This is a genomic window from Pantoea osteomyelitidis, assembly GCF_044342975.1.
Taxonomy (GTDB): Bacteria; Pseudomonadota; Gammaproteobacteria; order Enterobacterales; family Enterobacteriaceae; genus Pantoea; species Pantoea osteomyelitidis.
Genome location: NZ_JBGFSN010000004.1, coordinates 643242 through 663551, shown reverse-complemented (window position 1 = coordinate 663551; position 20310 = coordinate 643242). Strand labels below are relative to the sequence as shown.

At 56.9% G+C, this 20310-nt stretch carries 19 protein-coding genes; 2 read left to right on the top strand and 17 right to left on the bottom strand.

Annotated features, from left to right (window positions below; translation table 11 throughout):
- Nucleotides 1-5: 5 nt before the first annotated feature.
- The 8 genes from fabF to yceD all read right to left on the bottom strand — a co-directional run bounded on the left by fabF (nt 6) and on the right by yceD (nt 6148).
- On the bottom strand, nt 6-1247 hold the full coding sequence (fabF, locus tag ABU178_RS08115; protein ID WP_397213668.1) for a beta-ketoacyl-ACP synthase II: 1242 nt from the start codon (nt 1245-1247) through the stop codon (nt 6-8).
- Between the two features lie 85 nt (nt 1248-1332).
- The gene (acpP, locus tag ABU178_RS08110; protein WP_312242668.1) at nt 1333-1572 is read right to left on the bottom strand and encodes an acyl carrier protein; all 240 of its coding nucleotides are present in this window, start codon (nt 1570-1572) and stop codon (nt 1333-1335) included.
- A 154-nt stretch (nt 1573-1726) separates the two neighbouring features.
- Nucleotides 1727-2461 carry a 3-oxoacyl-ACP reductase FabG gene (gene fabG, locus ABU178_RS08105; protein WP_397215745.1) on the bottom strand — a complete coding sequence of 245 codons (735 nt, stop codon included), beginning with the start codon at nt 2459-2461 and terminating at the stop codon, nt 1727-1729.
- A 10-nt stretch (nt 2462-2471) separates the two neighbouring features.
- Complete coding sequence (gene fabD, locus ABU178_RS08100) at nt 2472-3404, bottom strand: ACP S-malonyltransferase (protein ID WP_397213666.1); 933 nt, start codon at nt 3402-3404, stop codon at nt 2472-2474.
- A 16-nt stretch (nt 3405-3420) separates the two neighbouring features.
- The gene (locus tag ABU178_RS08095; protein WP_397213664.1) at nt 3421-4374 is read right to left on the bottom strand and encodes a beta-ketoacyl-ACP synthase III; all 954 of its coding nucleotides are present in this window, start codon (nt 4372-4374) and stop codon (nt 3421-3423) included.
- Nucleotides 4375-5415 (bottom strand): phosphate acyltransferase PlsX, encoded by a 1041-nt coding sequence (plsX, locus tag ABU178_RS08090; RefSeq protein WP_397213662.1) that lies wholly within the window; start codon nt 5413-5415, stop codon nt 4375-4377. It abuts the gene before it with no gap.
- Between the two features lie 26 nt (nt 5416-5441).
- Nucleotides 5442-5612, bottom strand: coding sequence for a 50S ribosomal protein L32 (rpmF, locus tag ABU178_RS08085; RefSeq protein ID WP_013025362.1), 171 nt, complete (start codon nt 5610-5612; stop codon nt 5442-5444).
- Nucleotides 5613-5626: 14 nt separating this feature from the next.
- Complete coding sequence (gene yceD / locus ABU178_RS08080) at nt 5627-6148, bottom strand: 23S rRNA accumulation protein YceD (RefSeq protein ID WP_397213658.1); 522 nt, start codon at nt 6146-6148, stop codon at nt 5627-5629.
- Nucleotides 6149-6288: 140 nt separating this feature from the next.
- Between yceD and ABU178_RS08075 the strand changes: the two genes are divergently transcribed.
- Nucleotides 6289-6876 carry a Maf family protein gene (locus tag ABU178_RS08075; protein ID WP_397213657.1) on the top strand — a complete coding sequence of 196 codons (588 nt, stop codon included), beginning with the start codon at nt 6289-6291 and terminating at the stop codon, nt 6874-6876.
- Between the two features lie 12 nt (nt 6877-6888).
- Here ABU178_RS08075 and rluC read toward each other — a convergent pair whose 3' ends face one another.
- Nucleotides 6889-7845, bottom strand: a complete 957-nt coding sequence (rluC, locus tag ABU178_RS08070; protein WP_397213655.1) for a 23S rRNA pseudouridine(955/2504/2580) synthase RluC — start codon at nt 7843-7845, stop codon at nt 6889-6891.
- Between the two features lie 575 nt (nt 7846-8420).
- Here rluC and rne point away from each other — a divergent pair.
- Nucleotides 8421-11753, top strand: coding sequence for a ribonuclease E (gene rne, locus ABU178_RS08065; RefSeq protein WP_397213653.1), 3333 nt, complete (start codon nt 8421-8423; stop codon nt 11751-11753).
- A 146-nt stretch (nt 11754-11899) separates the two neighbouring features.
- Here rne and flgL read toward each other — a convergent pair whose 3' ends face one another.
- From flgL to flgE, 8 genes are all read right to left on the bottom strand, one after another.
- A complete protein-coding gene (gene flgL / locus ABU178_RS08060) occupies nt 11900-12862 on the bottom strand; it encodes a flagellar hook-associated protein FlgL (protein ID WP_397213651.1) in 963 nt (320 codons plus the stop codon).
- 24 nt (nt 12863-12886) lie between these two features.
- On the bottom strand, nt 12887-14530 hold the full coding sequence (gene flgK / locus ABU178_RS08055) for a flagellar hook-associated protein FlgK (RefSeq protein WP_397213649.1): 1644 nt from the start codon (nt 14528-14530) through the stop codon (nt 12887-12889).
- 118 nt (nt 14531-14648) lie between these two features.
- Nucleotides 14649-15590, bottom strand: coding sequence for a flagellar assembly peptidoglycan hydrolase FlgJ (gene flgJ, locus ABU178_RS08050; RefSeq protein WP_397213648.1), 942 nt, complete (start codon nt 15588-15590; stop codon nt 14649-14651).
- Nucleotides 15590-16696, bottom strand: coding sequence for a flagellar basal body P-ring protein FlgI (locus ABU178_RS08045; RefSeq protein WP_397213646.1), 1107 nt, complete (start codon nt 16694-16696; stop codon nt 15590-15592). The genes flgJ and ABU178_RS08045 overlap by 1 nt, the downstream gene beginning before the upstream one ends.
- Nucleotides 16697-16705: 9 nt before the next feature.
- On the bottom strand, nt 16706-17416 hold the full coding sequence (locus tag ABU178_RS08040) for a flagellar basal body L-ring protein FlgH (protein ID WP_397213644.1): 711 nt from the start codon (nt 17414-17416) through the stop codon (nt 16706-16708).
- 63 nt (nt 17417-17479) lie between these two features.
- Nucleotides 17480-18262: a flagellar basal-body rod protein FlgG gene (gene flgG, locus ABU178_RS08035; protein ID WP_397213642.1), complete on the bottom strand. Its 783-nt coding sequence runs from the start codon at nt 18260-18262 to the stop codon at nt 17480-17482.
- A 16-nt stretch (nt 18263-18278) separates the two neighbouring features.
- Entirely contained in the window at nt 18279-19037 is a 759-nt protein-coding gene (locus ABU178_RS08030) for a flagellar basal body rod protein FlgF (protein ID WP_397213640.1), read from the bottom strand.
- 20 nt (nt 19038-19057) lie between these two features.
- Nucleotides 19058-20296, bottom strand: coding sequence for a flagellar hook protein FlgE (gene flgE / locus ABU178_RS08025; RefSeq protein ID WP_397213639.1), 1239 nt, complete (start codon nt 20294-20296; stop codon nt 19058-19060).
- Nucleotides 20297-20310 lie beyond the last annotated feature (14 nt).

Here is a 20310-nt window from a genome sequence, read left to right as displayed (position 1 = left end):
AGTGATTAAACCTTACGGAAAATCAGCGAGCCGTTGGTGCCGCCAAAGCCAAAGGAGTTGCACAGCGTGTACTCCAGTCCACTGACCTGACGCGCCGTATGAGGAATAAAGTCTAAATCACAGCCTTCATCCGGGTTATCAAGGTTAATGGTGGGCGGAAGGGCCTGATCGCGCAGAGCAAGAATCGAGAAAATCGATTCTACCGCGCCTGCCGCGCCCAACAGATGGCCGGTCATCGATTTCGTGGAGCTTACCATGACCTTTTCAGCTGCCGCGCCAAACACAGACTTAACCGCCTGCGCTTCTGCTTTATCGCCGGCCGACGTGGAAGTGCCATGGGCGTTAACGTAGCCAATCTGCTCCGGCATAAGCTGAGCGTCGCGTAGTGCGTTGACCATCGCCAGCGCCGCGCCCGCACCGTTTTCCGGCGGAGAAGTCATATGGTAAGCATCGCTGCTCATGCCGAAACCCACGATCTCAGCATAAATTTTCGCACCGCGTTTTTTCGCATGCTCATACTCTTCCAGCATGATGATGCCTGCGCCGTCACCCAGCACAAAACCATCACGATCTTTATCCCACGGACGGCTTGCCGCCTGAGGATTATCGTTGCGGGTAGAGAGCGCGCGCGCCGCGCCGAAGCCGCCAACGCCCAGCGGCGTACTGGCTTTTTCCGCACCGCCAGCCAGCATCACATCCGCGTCGTTATAGGCAATAATACGCGCCGCATGACCGATGTTATGCACGCCGGACGTACAGGCCGTAGCAATTGAGATGCTCGGGCCTTTCAGGCCATACATGATAGTGAGATGGCCCGCTACCATGTTTACGATGGTGGAGGGAACAAAGAACGGACTGATTTTACGCGGTCCGCCTTTCACCAGCGAGCTGTGGTTTTCTTCGATCAAACCCAGACCGCCGATGCCGGAACCAATTGCCGCGCCAATGCGACCTGCATTTTCATCGGTAACAACCAGGCCGGAATCCTGCATCGCCTGAATGCCAGCGACAACGCCATACTGGATGAACTCATCCATCTTGCGCTGATCTTTGCGCGAGATGAAATCATCACAATTAAAATTACGTACTAAGCCAGCAAAGCGTGTTGCATAGGCACTAGTATCAAAATGGTCGATCAGGTTAATGCCGCTCTGACCGGCAAGGAGAGCACTCCAGGTAGACTCTACGGTATTGCCGACAGGAGACAACATGCCAAGACCGGTCACAACTACACGACGCTTAGACACGTTCGTCCTCCAGGGAGGGGAAAATATGAACTATGTGGGACGGACATAAAACTCAGGCGGTCGAATGACCGCCTGAAGATATTCATTAGCCGTTGTTGTGGCTATTGATGTAGTCGATCGCTGCCTGAACGGTAGTGATTTTCTCAGCTTCTTCGTCTGGAATTTCAGTATCAAACTCTTCTTCCAGAGCCATTACCAGCTCAACGGTATCAAGAGAATCAGCGCCCAGGTCTTCTACGAAAGAAGCAGAGTTAGTCACTTCGTCTTCTTTAACACCCAGTTGCTCTGCAATGATTTTCTTAACGCGTTGTTCGATATCGCTCATACTATTTAATTTCCTATCAAAACTCGCTTACGCGATGGTTTTCGTAGTGTATAAAATGTTGAAAAAGATGCAACAAAATCCCGGCTGGTCGAACCACGATTTTACGCTATTTTGCGGTTTTCACCGCAAATAATGCAACTGATTTTCGTGATTATCAGACCATGTACATTCCGCCGTTGACGTGCAGCGTTTCACCTGTGATGTAGGCTGCTTCGTCAGAGGCTAAAAATGCCACAGCATTGGCGATTTCCTGCGCGTCGCCTAAACGACCCGCCGGGACCTGCGCCAAAATGCCAGAACGTTGCTCTTCGTTCAGTGCACGCGTCATGTCCGTTTCAATAAAGCCCGGCGCCACGACGTTTACGGTAATGCCACGTGACGCGATTTCACGCGCCAGTGATTTGCTAAAGCCAATCAAACCCGCCTTGGCTGCAGCGTAGTTTGCCTGACCCGCGTTACCCATGGTTCCAACAACGGAACCGATGGTGATGATACGGCCCACGCGTTTTTTCATCATCGCGCGCATCACCGCCTTGGAAAGGCGGAAGACAGAAGAGAGGTTGGTTTCCAGGATATCCTGCCACTCATCCTCCTTCATGCGCATCAGCAGATTATCACGCGTAATGCCTGCATTATTGACCAAAATATCAACTTCGCCAAATTCAGCACGAACTTTTTCAAGAACGCTGTCGATCGATGCGGGATCGGTCACGTTCAGCATCAGTCCTTTACCTTTATCGCCCAGGTAAGCACTGATCGCTTCGGCGCCGCTTTCACTGGTGGCGGTGCCTACCACTTTCGCACCGCGTGCGGCCAGCGTTTCAGCGATAGCACGACCGATACCGCGACTTGCACCGGTAACCAGCGCGATTTTACCTTCGAAGCTCATGTTCATCCTCTTACTCTTGTTCAAGCGCCGCTGACAATGAGGCCGGCTCATTTACCGCGCTCGCCGTCAGGGTGTCAACAATGCGTTTAGTCAGGCCGGTCAGCACTTTGCCCGGACCGATCTCCATCAACGCAGTAACGCCTTGTGAGGCAATAAATTCTACGCTTTCCGTCCAGCGTACCGGACTGTAAAGCTGGCGAACCAGCGCGCTGCGAATCGCTTCCGGGCGGGTTTCGCACTTCACGTCCACATTATTGACGACCGGCAGAGCAGGTACGTTAAAAGCGATCGCTTCCAGCGCCTGCGCCAGCTTTTCCGCTGCCGGTTTCATTAATGCGCAGTGAGAAGGCACGCTGACGGGTAGCGGCAGAGCGCGTTTCGCCCCGGCGGCTTTACAGGCTGCGCCCGCACGTTCAACCGCTTCTTTGTTGCCCGCGATAACAACCTGGCCCGGCGAGTTAAAGTTTACCGGCGAGACAACCTGTCCCTGCGCGCTCTCTTCACAGGCGCGGCGGATAGAATTATCATCCAGACCGATAATCGCCTGCATGGCGCCCGTGCCTTCCGGCACCGCTTCTTGCATCAGCTTACCGCGCAGCTCAACCAGCTTGATCGCGTCGGCGAAATCGAGCACGCCAGCGCACACCAGCGCCGAGTATTCGCCCAGGCTATGACCTGCCATCAGCGCAGGCTGTTTACCGCCCTGCTGTTGCCAGACACGATAAATCGCGACCGAGGCGGCCAACAGCGCAGGCTGCGTTTGCCAGGTTTTATTCAGTTCTTCCGCCGGTCCTTGCTGAACCAGCTGCCAGAGATCGTAGCCCAGCGCTGCGGAAGCTTCGCTGAAGGTGGCTTCCACCTCAGGGTAAGCAGCAGCCAGCTCGGCCAGCATGCCTGGGGTTTGTGAACCCTGTCCCGGAAAAACAAAAGCAAATTGCGTCATGTTGAATTCCTGTCAATCAAAAACGAACCAGTGCGGAACCCCAGGTGAAACCGCCGCCAAAGGCTTCCAGCAAAATTAATTGTCCGCGTTTGATGCGGCCGTCACGTACCGCTTCATCCAGCGCGCAAGGCACCGAGGCGGCCGAAGTATTACCGTGACGGTCAAGCGTGATCACCACTTTATCCATGCCCATGTGCAGCTTTTTCGCTGTGGCGCTGATAATACGCAGGTTCGCCTGATGCGGCACCAGCCAGTCGAGCATTTCACGGTCGAGATTATTCGCCCGCAGAGTTTCGTCGACGATGTGGGCCAGTTCGGTGACCGCAACCTTAAACACTTCATTGCCGGACATCGTCAGGTAGGCTGGCTGATCCTGGCGGGCGCGATCCTGATAAGGCAGCGACAGCAGCTGGCTATAGCGACCGTCGGCATGCAGATGCGTGGAGAGAATGCCTGGCTCTTCGCTCTGGCCCAGCACTACGGCGCCTGCGCCGTCGCCAAACAGAATAATGGTACCGCGATCGGCGGGATCGAGCGTACGCGCCAGCACATCGGAGCCAATGACCAGCGCATATTTCACCGCGCCGCTTTTGATGTATTGATCGGCAACGCTAAGACCGTAAGTAAAGCCGGCACAGGCCGCTGCGAGATCGAAAGAGGCGCTGTCATTAATGCCCAGCATCTGCTGGATCATACAGGCCGAACTGGGAAAGGCATGACTTGACGACGTCGTTGCGACAATAATCAGGCCCACTTCCTGGCTATCGATCCCCGCCATTTCCAACGCGCGCTGCGCAGCGGCGAAGCCCATGCTGGCCACGGTCTCTTCCGGCGCCGCAATGCGACGCTCACGGATGCCGGTACGGGTGACAATCCACTCGTCCGACGTCTCTACCATTTTTTCCAGATCGGCATTGGTGCGGATCTGGCTGGGCAAATAGCTGCCCGTACCGATAATTTTGGTAAACATCTAGGCTTTGTCACTCCTGGCTAATACAGCGTCAAGGCGCGCGGCAATTCGCATGGGAATCCGCCGCCGCACCGCCTGCTCTGCCTGTTCTATCGCCACGGCGAACGCACGTTGATTTGCCGCGCCGTGACTTTTGATCACTGTTCCGCGCAATCCTAACAGACAAGCGCCATTATACTGGTCGGGGTTGAGATGCCCGAGGCGCTTCGTCAGGCGTTTCTGAATCCAGCGCCCGGGCAACCTGAGCCACCATGACCGCTTTTTCCCCTCCTCCGACGCTCGGAGCAGAGAAAGAAACATTCTTACCACGCCTTCCATGGTCTTCAGCGTGACGTTACCGACGAAACCATCACAAACCAACACATCTGTTTTGCCGGTGAGTAAATCGTTACCTTCAAGGTAACCAATATAGTTGATCTGAGGGCTTTCCCGCAGAATAGCCGCCGCTTCGCGAATCGTATCGAGACCTTTGGTCTCTTCCTGACCGATATTCAGCAAAGCAACGCGGGGCTGAGCAATGCCCAACAGCTCTTCCGCCATCACCGCGCCCATTACCGCAAACTGCACCAGCATGGCGCTGTCGCATCCGACATTCGCCCCCAGATCCAGCATCACGGTTTTACCCTGTTGCTGATGCGGCAAAACGGACATCAACGCCGGGCGTTCAATGCCGTCCAGCGGTTTTAACAATAATTTAGCCAGCCCCATCAGCGCTCCGGTATTTCCGGCGCTGACGCAGGCCTCAGCCTTGCCCTCTTTTACCAGCTCCAGCGCCATACGCATAGAGCTACCCCGGCTGTTGCGCACCGCCTGAGAAGGTTTGGCATCACTTGGGATAACCGATTCCGCAGGGATAACCTGCAAACGCCCCAACAGGGAGGAATCCGCTTTAGCAAGCAATGGCGTGATTATGTCGGGATCGCCGACCAGAAGGATAAACAGCTGCGAATGAGAGGTCAGTGCCTGCAAAGCTGCAGGCACTGTCACGCAGGGACCGAAATCCCCGCCCATGGCATCAACTGCCAGGGTCAAACGTATCAAAGTAACGCCTTGCGAAGCCGCAAGAATTACTTAACGATGACCTTGCGACCGCGGTAGTAACCGTCCGCAGTGATGTGGTGACGCAGATGCGTTTCGCCAGAAACTTTATCTACGGACAGAGTGGCGGTGGTCAGCGCATCGTGCGAACGACGCATACCACGCTTGGAACGGGTGGGTTTATTCTGTTGTACGGCCATGGACCTTACTCCTATTACTTACGCTTTAAACTGGCTAATACGGCAAATGGGTTTGGTTTCTCCGCCTCTGCAGGCAGTTTGCCAAAGACCATGTCCGCCTCGGACACTTCACAGTGTTCAGAATCATGCACCGGAACCACTGGCAGCGCGAGGATGATTTCGTCCTCGATCACTGCCCGCAGATCAACTTCGCCAAAATCATCGACGTCGATCGGCTCGTAGGCTTCCGGCAGTGCCTCGGCCTGCTCATCACTTGAGACAGGACTGAAGCAATAGCTTACGTGAACGTGATGCGGGAAGGGCTGGTTGCAGCGTTGACACAACAGCGTTACCTGCACCTCGGCAGTACCTTTCAGTACCGCAAGGCGCTGGCTGTCAACCGCAAACGACATGTCACATGCCACATCACTGTCCACACTAACGACCGACTCGGCCACCCGCTCTACCTGTTCAGGTGTATAAACACCTTGATAATCCAGGCGTTTTTGTGCGGAACGAACCGGGTCCAGCGTCAGGGGTAATTTTACCTTTTGCATAGGGCGCGCATATTAACTTTGTAACGTCATAGAGTCAAAGAAAAAGGCCGTTTTACAGCATCTTTCACCCATTACTCGCATCCAGTGCGGCGCACAGTTTAAAATGACTGAATCCAATTCGCTATCTATTCCGTAAAAAAATGCAGACTTTACTTCTTTTGGCTTCCACCTCGCCTTTTCGTCAGGCCTTATTAAATAAACTGGGCCTGCCTTTTATTACCGCTGCGCCTGAAGTCGATGAAACGCCGCGCCCGAATGAATCCGCGCCTGCGCTGGTGCAGCGTCTCGCCGTGGCGAAAGCGCAGGCGCTGGCGGCGCGTTATCCGCACCACTGGATTATCGGTTCCGATCAGGTCTGCGTAATAAACGGCGCCATCACGGGTAAGCCGCATACGGTGGATAACGCCTGTGCGCAATTACGTGCCGCCAGCGGCCAGTCCGTGACTTTTTATACCGGTCTGGCGCTTTATTCCCCACGCGAAAATCAATTAATGCAGTGCTGCGAGCCTTTTATTGTTCACTTCCGCAACTTAACGGATGAGGAAATTATCGGCTACGTGAATAAAGAGCAGCCGTTGCAGTGCGCCGGCAGCTTTAAAAGCGAGGGATTAGGAATTTGCCTGTTTGATCGCCTGGAAGGCCGCGATCCCAATACGCTGGTGGGGCTGCCGCTGATAGCGCTCAGCGGCATGTTGCGCGCAGCGGGCATTAATCCCCTGCGGGAGTAACGCCCGCGCGCGTCACGCTTTATGCTGGCGTAATGCGGCCAGGCACTGCCTGAGACCCTTATCAAGCGGCGCTTCGAACCGTAACGTTTCGCCGCTTTGCGGATGGGTAAACGTCAGGGCGGCGGCGTGCAGAAACAGACGGTTCAATCCGGTATTCGTCAGCTGACGATCGAAATCGCGCTCGCCATAGCGATCGTCAAAGGCGATGGGATGACCGGCATGCAGCGTATGCACACGAATCTGATGCGTACGTCCCGTCACCGGACTCGCTTTGATCAGGGTAGCGAAAGTGAATCGCTCTTCCACCTTGAATCGGGTTTCCGACGGCTTGCCTTCGCTGCTGACGCGCACTACGCGCTCCCCGCTCTGCAAAATATTTTTCAATAGCGGCGCCTGCACCACCTTGAGATGGGATGGCCAGTTGCCGCGCACCAGCGCGAGGTAATCTTTCTGCATCCCTTTTTCGCGCAGCTGCTCATGCAGCGAACGCAGCGCAGAGCGCTTTTTCGCCACCAGCAAAATGCCGGAGGTATCGCGATCGAGGCGGTGAACCAGTTCAAGGAAGCGCGCTTCCGGGCGCAGAGCGCGCAGCGCCTCGATAACGCCGAAGCTCAGACCGCTGCCGCCATGTACCGCCGTGCCCGACGGCTTGTTCAGCACCAGAATAGATTCATCTTCATAAAGAATCGCATCGGCCAGCGAGGCGACTTTGCTCAGCTTCGGCGACAAATTCTGCTCTTCGCGTTCCGCCACGCGTACCGGCGGGATGCGCACTTCATCGCCCGCCTCCAGCTTATATTCCGGCTTGATGCGTTTTTTATTTACCCGCACCTCGCCTTTGCGCAGGATGCGATAAATCATACTTTTCGGCACGCCCTTTAATTGGGTGCGTAAAAAGTTATCAATGCGTTGTCCGGCATTTTCAGCCGTGATGGCGACATGTTGTACGCCGGGAGTCTCAGTTTTCATGGCGGCGATTCTAAATAGTGTCTCTGCATAGCGCCACCCCTTTTTCTGTGCTTAACTCACTGCTGATCGCATGATAAAACAGGCCGGAATGATGGCTTTTTCATCAATGCGGTTATTAGCCCTGCAAATTAACGGGTTAAGATGAAATAAAGTTTGTCGGGCGGCAAAAGTCGCCTTGCTATATGCAGGTTAGCAGTGGAATAATGCTGTTGTTTCTTGTCTGACAAGTTTCAGGCCAGAAAAAGAGCGAAATAAGTCATTTTGCCGGATTGAACAGACACGCAGCAATGGCGTAAGACGTATTGTTAAATCAGGCACTTAGCGGGCTGCGGGTTACGGCCTGGACGAAAGACTGGGATGCACAGGTTTTCACGGAATATTTGTGGCATTTCCACCATCGGGCGCTGTTTTTCCTTATGAAAAGCAGGCCACCGACTCTATTTGCGCCCCTCGAGCGGCCGACAACCGTGAGGTTGACGTCATTGCGATAAGACACGGGGCCATCGGTTGACACTCGTCCAGGGTAACTATGCCCGCAGCTTTGTCACTCATGTGAGAATAACGAGTAAGTCACGATGAAAAGAATGTTAATTAACGCAACTCAGCAGGAGGAGTTGCGCGTTGCCCTTGTTGACGGACAACGTCTGTACGATCTGGATATTGAAAGCCCTGGACACGAACAGAAAAAAGCCAACATCTACAAAGGTAAAATCACCCGCATTGAACCCAGCCTTGAGGCCGCGTTTGTCGATTACGGCGCTGAGCGTCACGGTTTTCTCCCTCTGAAAGAAATCTCCCGCGATTACTTCCCGGCTAACTACAATGCCCATGGCCGTCCCAACATTAAAGATGTGTTGCGTGAAGGTCAGGAAGTGATCGTACAGATTGATAAAGAAGAGCGCGGCAATAAAGGCGCAGCGCTGACTACCTTTATCAGTCTGGCGGGCAGCTATCTGGTGCTGATGCCTAACAACCCGCGCGCCGGTGGTATTTCACGCCGCATCGAGGGCGACGATCGCACCGAACTGAAAGAAGCCCTCTCTTCGCTGGAGCTGCCTGACGGCATGGGGCTGATTGTTCGCACTGCAGGCGTCGGCAAATCGGCCGAAGCGCTGCAGTGGGATTTAAGCTTTCGCCTCAAGCACTGGGAAGCGATCAAAAAAGCGGCGGAAAATCGCCCTGCGCCCTTCTTGATCCATCAGGAAAGCAACGTGATCGTACGCGCTTTCCGCGACTACCTGCGTCAGGATATCGGCGAAATTCTTATCGATAACCCGAAAGTCCTCGAACTGGCGCGTCAGCATATCGCTGCGCTGGGTCGTCCCGACTTCAGCAGCAAAATCAAGCTCTACACTGGCGAGATCCCGCTGTTCAGCCATTACCAGATTGAATCGCAGATTGAATCGGCCTTCCAGCGCGAAGTACGCCTGCCTTCCGGCGGCTCAATCGTGATAGACAGTACGGAAGCGCTAACGGCTATCGACATCAACTCCGCACGCGCCACGCGCGGCGGCGATATCGAAGAGACAGCCTTCAATACCAACCTCGAAGCGGCGGATGAAATTGCCCGTCAGCTGCGTCTGCGCGACCTGGGCGGCCTGATCGTGATCGACTTTATCGATATGACGCCGGTCCGCCATCAGCGCGCGGTAGAAAACCGTCTGCGCGAAGCGGTACGTCAGGATCGCGCCCGCATCCAGATCAGCCATATTTCCCGCTTTGGCCTGCTGGAGATGTCACGTCAGCGCCTTAGCCCGTCGCTGGGCGAATCCAGTCATCATGTCTGCCCACGCTGTAGCGGCACCGGCACCATCCGTGACAACGAATCGCTGTCGCTCTCTATCCTGCGTCTGATTGAAGAAGAAGCGCTGAAAGAGAACACCAAAGAAGTCCACGCTATCGTGCCGGTACAGGTCGCTTCTTACCTGCTGAACGAGAAACGTGAAGCGGTGAGCGCCATTGAAAAACGTCAGGGCGGCGTGCGTGCGATTATCGTGCCGGACGACCGTATGGAAACGCCGCACTACTCCGTGCTGCGCGTACGCAAAGGCGAAGAGACGCAAACCCTCAGCTACCACCTGCCGAAACTGCACGAAGCGGAAATGGCGATGCCTTCTGAAGAAGAGCACGCCGAACGTCGTCGTCCTGAGCAGCCTGCTCTGGCCGCCTTCGTGATGCCGGATGCACCGCCTGCGCCGACCGAAGTGGCGCCTGAAAGCGCGCCTGTGGTGACTCAGCCTGTCGCTAAGCCCGCTGCGCAACCCGCAGTCGCGCCTGTTGCCGCGGGCGGTTTTATTGGTCGTCTGTTCGGCGGTTTGAAAAAGCTCTTTGCTGGCGAAGAGACAGCAGCCGCCACACCGGCTACGCCTGCGGAAACGCAGGAGAAGCAAGCGGAACCGGGCGAAGAGAACAACGCGCAGCGTAACGATCGTCGTAACAACCGTCGCAATCCGCGCCGTGAACGCACGCCGCGTAACGGTGAAGCCGCGCAGAATCGCGAAGCACGCGAGCCACGTGACGCGCGTGAGCCTCGTGAAGCGCGCGAGCCTCGTGAAAACCGCGATGAAAATCGTCGTAATAAACGTCAGGCTCCGGTCGCCGAAGTGCGTGAAGAGCGTTCAGCGCCGCTGAGCGAAGAAGCGCGCCAGCAACGTGAAGAGCAGCAGCAGCAACGTCGCGAACAGCGTGCGGAGCGCCAGCGCCGTCGTCAGGAAGAGAAACGCGCCCAGCAGCAGGAGGCGAAAGCTGCTGAACAGGCCGTACAGCCCGTGATAAGCGAAGAGCCGCAGGCGGAGGAAGAGGAACGCATACAGGCGCTGCCGCGCCGCAAACCGCGCCAGCTGAGCCAGAAAGTGCGTGTGATGGATGCCGCACAGCAGGAAGTCACTGCTTCTGAGCCGCAGGCAAGCGCGGAACCGACCCACGCAGATAGCGCAGATCTCCGCCCTGTCGTCGCGGAAGCCGTTGCGCCGTCAGCGAATGATGAGCAGGATGACAACGAAGCGCGTGAAAACGGCAATATGCCGCGCCGCTCGCGTCGTTCCCCGCGTCATCTGCGCGTCAGCGGACAGCGTCGTCGTCGCTACCGTGACGAGCGTTATCCAACCCAGTCAGCCATGCCACTGGCAGCGGCTGCCGCCTCGCCGGAAATGGCGTCAGGCAAGGTCTGGATCCGCTATCCGGTTGCGCAAAACGCTGAACCTGCGTTGCAGGAAACGAACGAAGCGCCGGATTACAGCCGTGAAGAAACGGCAGCCGCCGTTGCGCTGCCCGCTGCAAGCGAGGCACCGCAGGATACGCTGACCACGCAGGATGCAGCCGATGCCGTTCATGACGTTGAGCCGCAGGCTGAAACCCCGGTTGCGTTAGTCAATACCGATGACACCACCGCGATTGAGGTGCCGGTTAATGAAGAGCCGTCGGTAATCCCGGCCGCAGAGCAAGCCCACGCGGCTGAGATTGCAGCCGAAGCAGAACCTGCGCGCGAAGTCGCCTCCGCGGAAGCAGAGGTAGCGCAAGCTCAGCCTGAACAGCCCGCAGCCGCGCCAGAGGAAGCCGTCGCCATCGCGCAGCAGGCGCCTTCTGACGTGACGCCGGAAAGCGAAGAGCAGGTTGCTGAGGTGCTCAACGCGCCGGTTGCCGCTGACGCACCGCAGCCGCCAGTTTCAGAACCGCATGCGCCGGTTGCGGCACGCGATATCGCGCCGCAGCAGCAGGAAGCCGGACGCTGGAAGCATTATGCCTCCGCGCCGATGACCAAAGCGCCTGCGCCCGCCTGGCAGCCTGAACCGGCTCGTCACAGCGACTGGGTGCGTCCGCCGTTCAACTTTGAAGGCAAAGGCGCTGCCGGTGGCCATAGCGCCAGCCATCAGGCCACCGCCCCGGCAACCAAACCAGAAAGCCGCTAATCACATCGCGCTAAGTATCAACCCCGGCCATGCCGGGGTTTTTTATTGTCTGTAATCTGCCAGCAAAAAAAATCCCACGCGCTTTGCACAAGCCCGTGGGAAAAGTAAGCGTACCCGGTTTAAGCACGCTCAAAGATTCAGATCAGTTAAGAATTCAGCTGGAACAATGACATCTGAGACATATCGGTAAATGTCTTATAAGAAGCCTGCAGCGCGGTCTGCTGCATGGTGTAGCTGGAGATGGCGGAAGTGTAATCCACGTCCACCAGATCGCTCATCTCGCTACTTAAAATCACATCGCGATCGTCGCCCTGCGCATCCAGCGTATCGAGCTCAGAAAGCTGAGTACCGATTTCAGAACGCACGGTCAGCACGTTATTCAGCGAGTTGCTCAGCCCGCGATTGGTTTTGTCCATCGTGTCCTGGAAGGTCTGCTGCGTGGCTTCATCCGCATCTTCCTGTGGCGTGCGTAGTGCGGCAATCGCGCTGTCCAGCATGTTAAACAGGTTAGTTTCACTGGCGCTGCCGTCCGGTTCGGCGGTGGCATTGCCGGTAATGGACATAAAAATGTCATCGCCGGTGTGACCCACGGTCATGGTGCGGCTGGTATCAACTTTTTGCGTAAGCGCCTGCGTGCCGCCTACGTAGCTAACGCTGCCGTCAGTATCGACAAAGGGAGCAGTATCGGTGTTATAACCGGCAAAAATGTAACGCCCGTTGCCATCCTTGCTGTTCGCCTGGTTCAGCAGCTGTGAACGGATCCCTTCCAGCTGGGTCGCAATAGAGTTACGGTCATCGTCGCTCAGTGTGCCGGTGGAGCCATAAACGATCAGCGTCTGCGCGTCCTGAATACTGCTGGTCACGCTGCTGAGGGTATTCTCTTCCATCGACAAACCCTGATTAGCAAAGGTGCGCGCCAGCGCATACTGGCTGCTTTGCGCCTGGGTCTGAGAAAGTACAACGGCGCGTGACGCCGCAATCGGATCGTCAGAAGGGTTGGTCACGCGTCTGCCGCTGGAGAGCTGCTCACCCACTTTCAGCCATGAAGACTGAGAGTCAGTGATGCCGCGCACCTGCTGGTTAAAAATCATATTGGTACTGAGTCGCATAATAGTCAGTCCTTATTCCGTGCTTTACTGGGTGGCGCTCAGCAGCGCATCAAAGATAGTGCTGGCCGTTTGCAAAACCTGGGCGTTAGCCATATAGAACTGCTGATATTTGGTCAGGTTGGCGTACTCTTCATCGAGGTTAACGCCTGAAACGGACTGCTGTCGGTCGCTCAATTGCGTTACCACGTTATCCTGCGTGGTGCTGGTGGTTTCCAGTGTATTGGTTTTGTTGCCCACGGTGCTGACCAGGCTGGCGTATGCCTGTGCCAGCGTCGCATTACCGTTCACCACGTTGGCATCCTGCAAGTCAAGCAGCGCCTGAGCATTGCGGTTATCGCTTTCACCGCCCGGCTCACCGGCCGCCGCAATTTGCGATTCGTCAGTGATTGCGACGGACATATCACCAATAACGTTTTGTACCGGCTTGACGAGGAAGCTGTCTTTGGCAGCCGGAGCGCCGTCAACCGTCAGCTCAAGGCCATCGAAGCTCAGGGTGGTATTGCCGTCGGCATCGGTCGCCTGAGTCGGGGTCACCTTCACGTTGTCAGAGAGACGCGTAACCGACCAGTTGCTGCCGTCATAAGTGACAGTGTAATTAGAAGCTTTAAGCGCGCTGGTATCAGTCCAGCTGGCGGTGACCGTAGTATCCGTGCTGTTTTTGCTGTTGCTCAATACCGTCGGGCTGCCAATGTTGAAAAAGTCGGTGCCGGCGTCGCCATTACTGTCGTAGCCTTCTTTATGCACCTCGTTAAAGCTGGTAACAAAGGCGGCAGCCAGCTGGCCCAGCTGGTTCTGCGCGGTATCCAGATCCTGGCTGCGAAACGCCAGCAGGCCGCCAAGGGAGCCGGTGGTGATGGTTTTTTCTGCTATTTCGACGTTACCGGCCGTTTTATCCACGTAGCCCACGGTGGTACGTGTGGGATCGCTGCTGGATGGCATTGCCACTAACTCGTTAGATTTATTGCCGTTTACCAGCGTCATGCTGCCCATGGAGACGATATAGCTGCCATCCTGCTGGGAAACCGTTACGCCAACCACATTGTTCAGATCGTTAACCAGCTGATCGCGCTGATCCAGCAGGTCATTGGGCGCCGTGCCGTCGCCGGTGGTCAGTTTGGCGATCTGCTTGTTCAGGTCGGCAATCTGACTGGTATAGGTATTGACCTGATCAACGCTCGAGGAAATATCGGTATTGACGCTGCTCTGCATATTGGTCAGGTATTGCGAGGTGGTCTGAAATTGATTCACCAGTCCTTGCGCATCACTGAGCAGCGATTGACGCGCCGACGGATCGTCAGCGTTACTCACCACGTTCTGCAGGTTGGTAAAGAAACTTTGCAGCGAGTCAGAGAGACTGGTCGTCGAGGTAGAGAGCAGATCGTCAATATTGGAAATTTGATTGTATTGTGTGCTGACGGCGCTGCTGGTGGCGCTGGCGCTGCGCAACTGAGAGGTAATAAACTCATCGTACTCGCGCTGCACGCCGGAAACCGTTACGCCGTTACCGTAGTATGTATTGCCGTTCAGGGTGCTCTGCGACTGAGAAAGCACGATGGTCTGGCGTGAGTAACCTGCCACGGTGTAGTTGCTGATGTTGTTACTGGTGGTGCTTAATGCAGCCTGCGCGGCGCTGAGCCCGCTCATGGCAGAGTTAATTATGCTGGACATCTCGGTTCCTTAGTTCCCGTTAACCGGGCTGGCAGTCTCAATGCGGTTGCCAACGCGCGAAAACGCTCGCGGCCTCTCTTTGTTATCGGCGTGCTTAAGTGAAACTTGAGTCTGAAAATCAGAACAACGTGCTTAAATCCTGACTGTAGGCTTTGACCACTTTCTCGCCCATGCTCTTGAATTGCTGAATCATTCCGACCAGTTTTTGCGCATAGCGCGGATCGGTGGCGTAACCCGCCTCCTGCAGCGCATGCGCGCCCTGCTCCGCCGTCTGCGCACTGCTCACTGCGGCGTAGCGCGGGTTATTGGTTAGCAGCTTCACATAGTCAGTGATGGCTTCCAGATAGGAACCGTAGACGCGGAAGCTGGCGCGCACTTTCTTCGCCTCGCCATGATCGTATTCGGTGGTCATGATATCGGTGGTTTCGCCCTGCCAGTTGCCGCTGGCCTTGATGCCGAAAACGTTGTAGCTCGGCTTACCGTCGCGGGTCAGAATCTGGCGCTGGCCCCAGCCAGACTCCAGCGCTGCCTGCGCCAGAATCAGATGATGGGGAATACCGCTCTGCTCGCTGGCGATTTTCGCCGGCTGCGCCAGCTGCGCAATAAACTCATTACTGTCGCCGGGCAGATCCGCTGGCGACACCGGCAGACGCGGCAATGCTTTGCGCACCATCTGCTCCAGCTGCACCGGCGCCATGCTGGAGATAATAAAGTTGTCATCCAACTTCATCGGCACGGTGCCCGCTTTTTCATCCGGCGCTTTAGCGGGCTGCATCTGTTTGACGATGGTATCCGCCAGGCCCAGCCCGTGATTGCCGATTTCCTGCGCAATCTGCTGATCGTAGAGCGAGGTATAGAGCCGCGTCTGATCGTTGCTTAGCATGCCATCCTGCGGCAGCGCGGCGCGCATGCTCTTCAGCATCATCTGCACGAACATGCCTTCGACCTGTTTTGCCACCTGCAGCGCTTTGCCGTGCGGATCGCTGCTTGCCTGGCGTTTCAGATCGTTCAGTGAGCGGCTGTCATACGCCGCATTCATCAGCGATTGCGTATCAGCCATCAGATAATTTCCAGTTTGGCGCGTAAACAGCCCGCGGTCTGCATCGATTCCAGAATAGACATCAGCTCGATCGGCGATGCACCCAGCGCATTCAGCGCGCGCACCACGTTGTTCAGGTTGGCGCTGGCGTTGACCCGTTGCAGCGCGCCGCCGCTCTGGCGCAGATCGATCTGCGTTTGCGGCGTCACCACTGTCTGTCCACCCGCCAGCGGCGTGTCCGGCTGGCTCACGTTCTGCTGCTGGTTAACGGTGACCGACAGGTTACCCTGAGCCACGGCGCAGGTATTCAGCGTCACTTCACGGTTCATCACCACCGAGCCGGTACGCGAGTTGATAATCACCTTCGCGTCCTCCAGCGGCACGGAAACGTCAATGTTCTGAATATCCGCCAGCAGGCGAACCTGAGAGCTGTTGTTCGGCGAGACGCGGATCTGTACGGTGCGGGCATCCAGCGGCTGGGCCGAGCCGTAGCCGCCGCGGCTGTTAATCGCATCGGCGATGCGCTGCGCCATGGTGAAGTCGTCGTTGTTCAGCTGCAGGTTGATCACGTTCTGGCTGCCAAAGTTACTTTGCAGCTCGCGCTCAATGGTCGCGCCGCCGCTGATGCGACCGCCGTTCAACTGGTTAACCTGCACGCTGCTGCCGCCCGCCTGGGCGCCTGCGCCGCCGACCAGAATATTGCCCTGCGCCAGCGCGTAGACCTGATTATCAACCCCTTTCATCGGCGTCATCAGCAGCGTACCGCCGCGCAGGCTTTTGGCGTTACCCAGTGAGGAGACCACCACGTCGATGGTCTGCCCCTGGCGGGCAAAAGCGGGCAGCTTTGACGTGACCATTACCGCCGCCACGTTTTTCAACTGCATGTTGGTGCCGGTCGGCACCGTAATGCCCAACTGCGAGAGCATGTTGCTCACCGTCTGAGTGGTAAACGGCGTCTGCGTGGTCTGGTCGCCGGTGCCGTCCAGGCCCACCACCAGACCATAGCCGATCAGCTGGTTTTCACGTACGCCCTGTACCGTGGTGAGATCGCGGATGCGATCGGCATGAGCAACCAGGCTGGTCAAGCCGAGCAGCAGGCTCAGGACTAACAATGTGATTTTTTTCATCGTACCCTCTTACATCGGCGAGATGTTCAGGAAGAAGCGCTGCAGCCAACCCATGGTCTGCGCCTCATTGATATAACCGTTACCAACGTACTCAATACGTGCGTCGGCCACCGCCGTTGAGACCACCGCGTTGCTGGCGCTAATGGTGCGCGGATTCACCACGCCCGAGAAGCGGATAAACTCGGTGCCCTGATTAATGGCGATCTGTTTTTCACCGACCACCTTCAGGTTGCCGTTCGACAGCACCTGATTGACGGTAACGGTGATGGTGCCGGTAAAGGTGTTGTTGGCCGTAGCGCCGCCTTTGCCAGCGAAATCGTTTTTGCCTTCTGCGTCGAGATTCGCCTTCTCACCGCTGGCGCCGACCAGTCCGGCCAGCCCTGTGGGTACCACGTTAAGCGCCAGACTGTTGCTGCCATCGCGACTGGCGTTGGCGGACGAGCTTTTGCTGGCGCTGACGTTTTCCTGCAGCGTAATCGTCAGCGTATCGCCGACGTTGCGTGGGCGGCGATCTTCAAACAGCGGCTGGTAGCCGTAGTTGAGCGGCGCTACGCCCTGAAAAATAGAGCCGTTTACCACCGGCGGCGCAGAGGGCAGCGGCTGAGCCGAGGTTGCCCCTTCCACCAGTGGCGTGCGCGGCACTAACGCACAACCGTTCAGGGTCAGCAGCAGCGTTGCGACCCACCAATGTCCAGGCTTGATAATCAGTTGCTTCGCCACGGAATCACGACCTTATTCAAAAATTTATCCGGGCCAGCCTGCGCTGGCCCTTATCGCCCGAGATTAGATCTGGGTCAGTTTCTGCAGCATCTGATCGGAGGTGCTGATCGCTTTGCTGTTGATTTCATAAGCGCGCTGCGTCTGGATCATGGTGACCAGTTCTTCCGCCACGTTGACGTTAGAGGTTTCTACATAACCCTGATAGAGCAGACCCGCGCCGTTCTGACCCGGCGTGCTTTCTGTCGGCGCACCCGACGCCTGCGTCTCCTGGTAAAGGTTTTCACCCACGCTATCGAGACCGGAATCGTTGATAAAAGTGCTTAGCGTCAGCTGTCCGACCTGCGTCGCCGCAGTCTGGCCCTGCTGTGTCACGCTCACCACGCCATCGCGCGCGATGGTAATACTCAGGGCGTTAGCCGGAATGGTAATCCCCGGCTGTACCGGGAAACCGGCATTGGTCACCAGCTGGCCGTTTTGATCCACCTGAAACGAGCCGTCGCGCGTATAGGCAGAGGTGCCGTCAGGCATCTGCACCTGGAAATAACCCTGACCGTTTACCGCCACATCTTTCGAGTTGTCGGTCTGGGAAAGGTTACCCTGGTTGTGAAGGCGTTCCGTGGTCACCGGACGCACACCGGTACCGATCTGCAGACCGGAAGGCAGCGTGGTTTGCTCGGACGACTGGGCGCCCGGCTGACGCAGCGTCTGGTACATCAGATCTTCAAATACCGCACGCGAACGTTTAAAGCCGTTGGTGCTGACGTTCGCCAGGTTGTTGGCGATAACGTCCATATTGGTTTGCTGTGCGTCGAGACCGGTTTTCGCGATCCATAAAGAACGAATCATCTTGTTTCCTCGCGCCTTAGCTGCTCATGTTCAGCAGCTGGTTGGCTTTTTGTTCGTTTTCATCGACGTTTGTGATCACTTTCATCTGCATCTCAAAACGTCGGGCGTTGGCGATCATATCGACCATGGTTTCTACCGGCTTGACGTTGCTGCCCTCAAGTACGCCGGGCATCACCTGCACCGTTGCGTCGTTGGCAAGCGTGGCGCCACGCTGCGCCTGCGCGGCTGGCGAGGGGCGAAACATGCCGTCATCGCCGCGCGTCAGCTCTTTGCCCGTTGCCCTGACCAGCTTGAGGCGACCGAGCTGCACGGTGGCATTCGGCGCATCGCCGGCGTTCAGCGCGGTGATGGAACCATCAGCGGCGATGGTCAACTGGGCACCCTGCGGCACGGCGATAGGACCGCCATCGCCCATCACGGGGTTGCCCTGGATCGTCAACACGCCGGTCGGGCTGACCTGCATGTTACCGTTGCGGGTATAGGCTTCGCTGCCATCCGCCGTACGCACCGCCAGCCAGCCATCCTGCTGCACCGCGACATCCAGCGGACGCTCGGTATAGTCCATTGCGCCCTGGCTCATATCGGCGCCGGGCGTTGACGCCGTCACCAGCGTACGTGTGGGCAGCGACCAGCCAGTGACCGGCACCGCACGCAACGCGTTGAGCTGGGCGCGAAAGCCCGGCGTGGAGGCGTTGGCGAGGTTGCTGGCGGTGACCGCCTGCTGATCCAACGTCTGGCTGGCCGCGCCCATCGCGGTATATATCGCGTGATCCATAGAGCAATCCCGTTAGCGTATTAACGTAAGTTAACCAGGGTGTTGAGAATCTGGTCCTGGGTTTTGATCGTCTGGGCGTTCGCCTGGTAGTTGCGCTGCGCCACGATCATGTTTACCAGCTCTTTACTCATATCCACGTTGGAGGCTTCCAGCGCGCCGGAAGTCAGTGAACCGTAGGTGCCGGTGTTAGCCAGACCAATCGCCGCCTGACCGGAAGAGTTGGTCGCAGACCAGACGTTATCGCCTTCAGACTGCAAACCTTCCGGGTTAGAGAAGCTGGCCAGCACGATCTGACCCAGCAGCTGAGTTTGCTGGTTTGAGTAAGTACCGGTAATGGTGCCGTCATCGTTGATCGCGTAGCTGCTGAGATCGCCAGGCGCATAACCATCCTGCGTTGGGTTGCCGAAGGTGGTGGTGCCGGTGTTCTGCTGCAGGCTGTTGAGCATGTTCAGCGAAATGGTCTGGTTAGCCGCCGCGCCATTGGCGCCCTGAATAGTCAGGCTGGTCGTGGTGGTGCCTGCGGTAACGGTGCCGCCGTTGGGGGTAACGCTGGTCATGTTGCCGTTGCTGTCAAACGCCATTGCGAACTCACCTGCGCTGTCGCCGGTGGTAGAGTCAACCGCATGTACGTCCCAGTTATTATCGGCCGTTTTGACGAAGTAGAGATCCAGCTGATGATCGTTACCCTGCGAGTCATAGACCGTCATGGTACTTTTCGCGTTATAGCTATCCACATTGCTGGCGTCGAACGGGGTAGTGTCCGGCACCGAATCGGTGGAGTTCAGGTTCGCTACCAGCGAAGCGCTGGTCGTCGCGCGCGCCGCCATCTGGGTGGTGGGAATGCTCAGCGCTACCGGGTTGGCGCCGGTCTGAATGGTCGGCGGCGTGCCGCTGGCCGGATAGCCGGTCACGGTCAGACCTTGGGTGTTTACCAGGTTGCGGTCGGCATCCAGCGTGAACTGGCCGTTACGCGAGTAGTAAACCGCGCCGCTGGTGTCGGTCATACGGAAGAAACCGTTGCCGCTCAGCGCCACGTCAAGACCACGGCTGGTGGTGGTGGTGGTGCCGTCGTTAAAGTTCTGGATCACCGCGGCCACTTTGGTGCCGAGACCGACGTCTGAACCACTGGCAAACATATCCGCAAAGGAGATGGTGCTGGATTTGAAGCCGGCAGTGGCGGAGTTGGCGATGTTGTTGCCGATAACGTCGAGGTTACTGGAGGCAGCACCCAGGCCGCTCACCGCTTGGGAAAATGACATGTTATTTCTCCTGC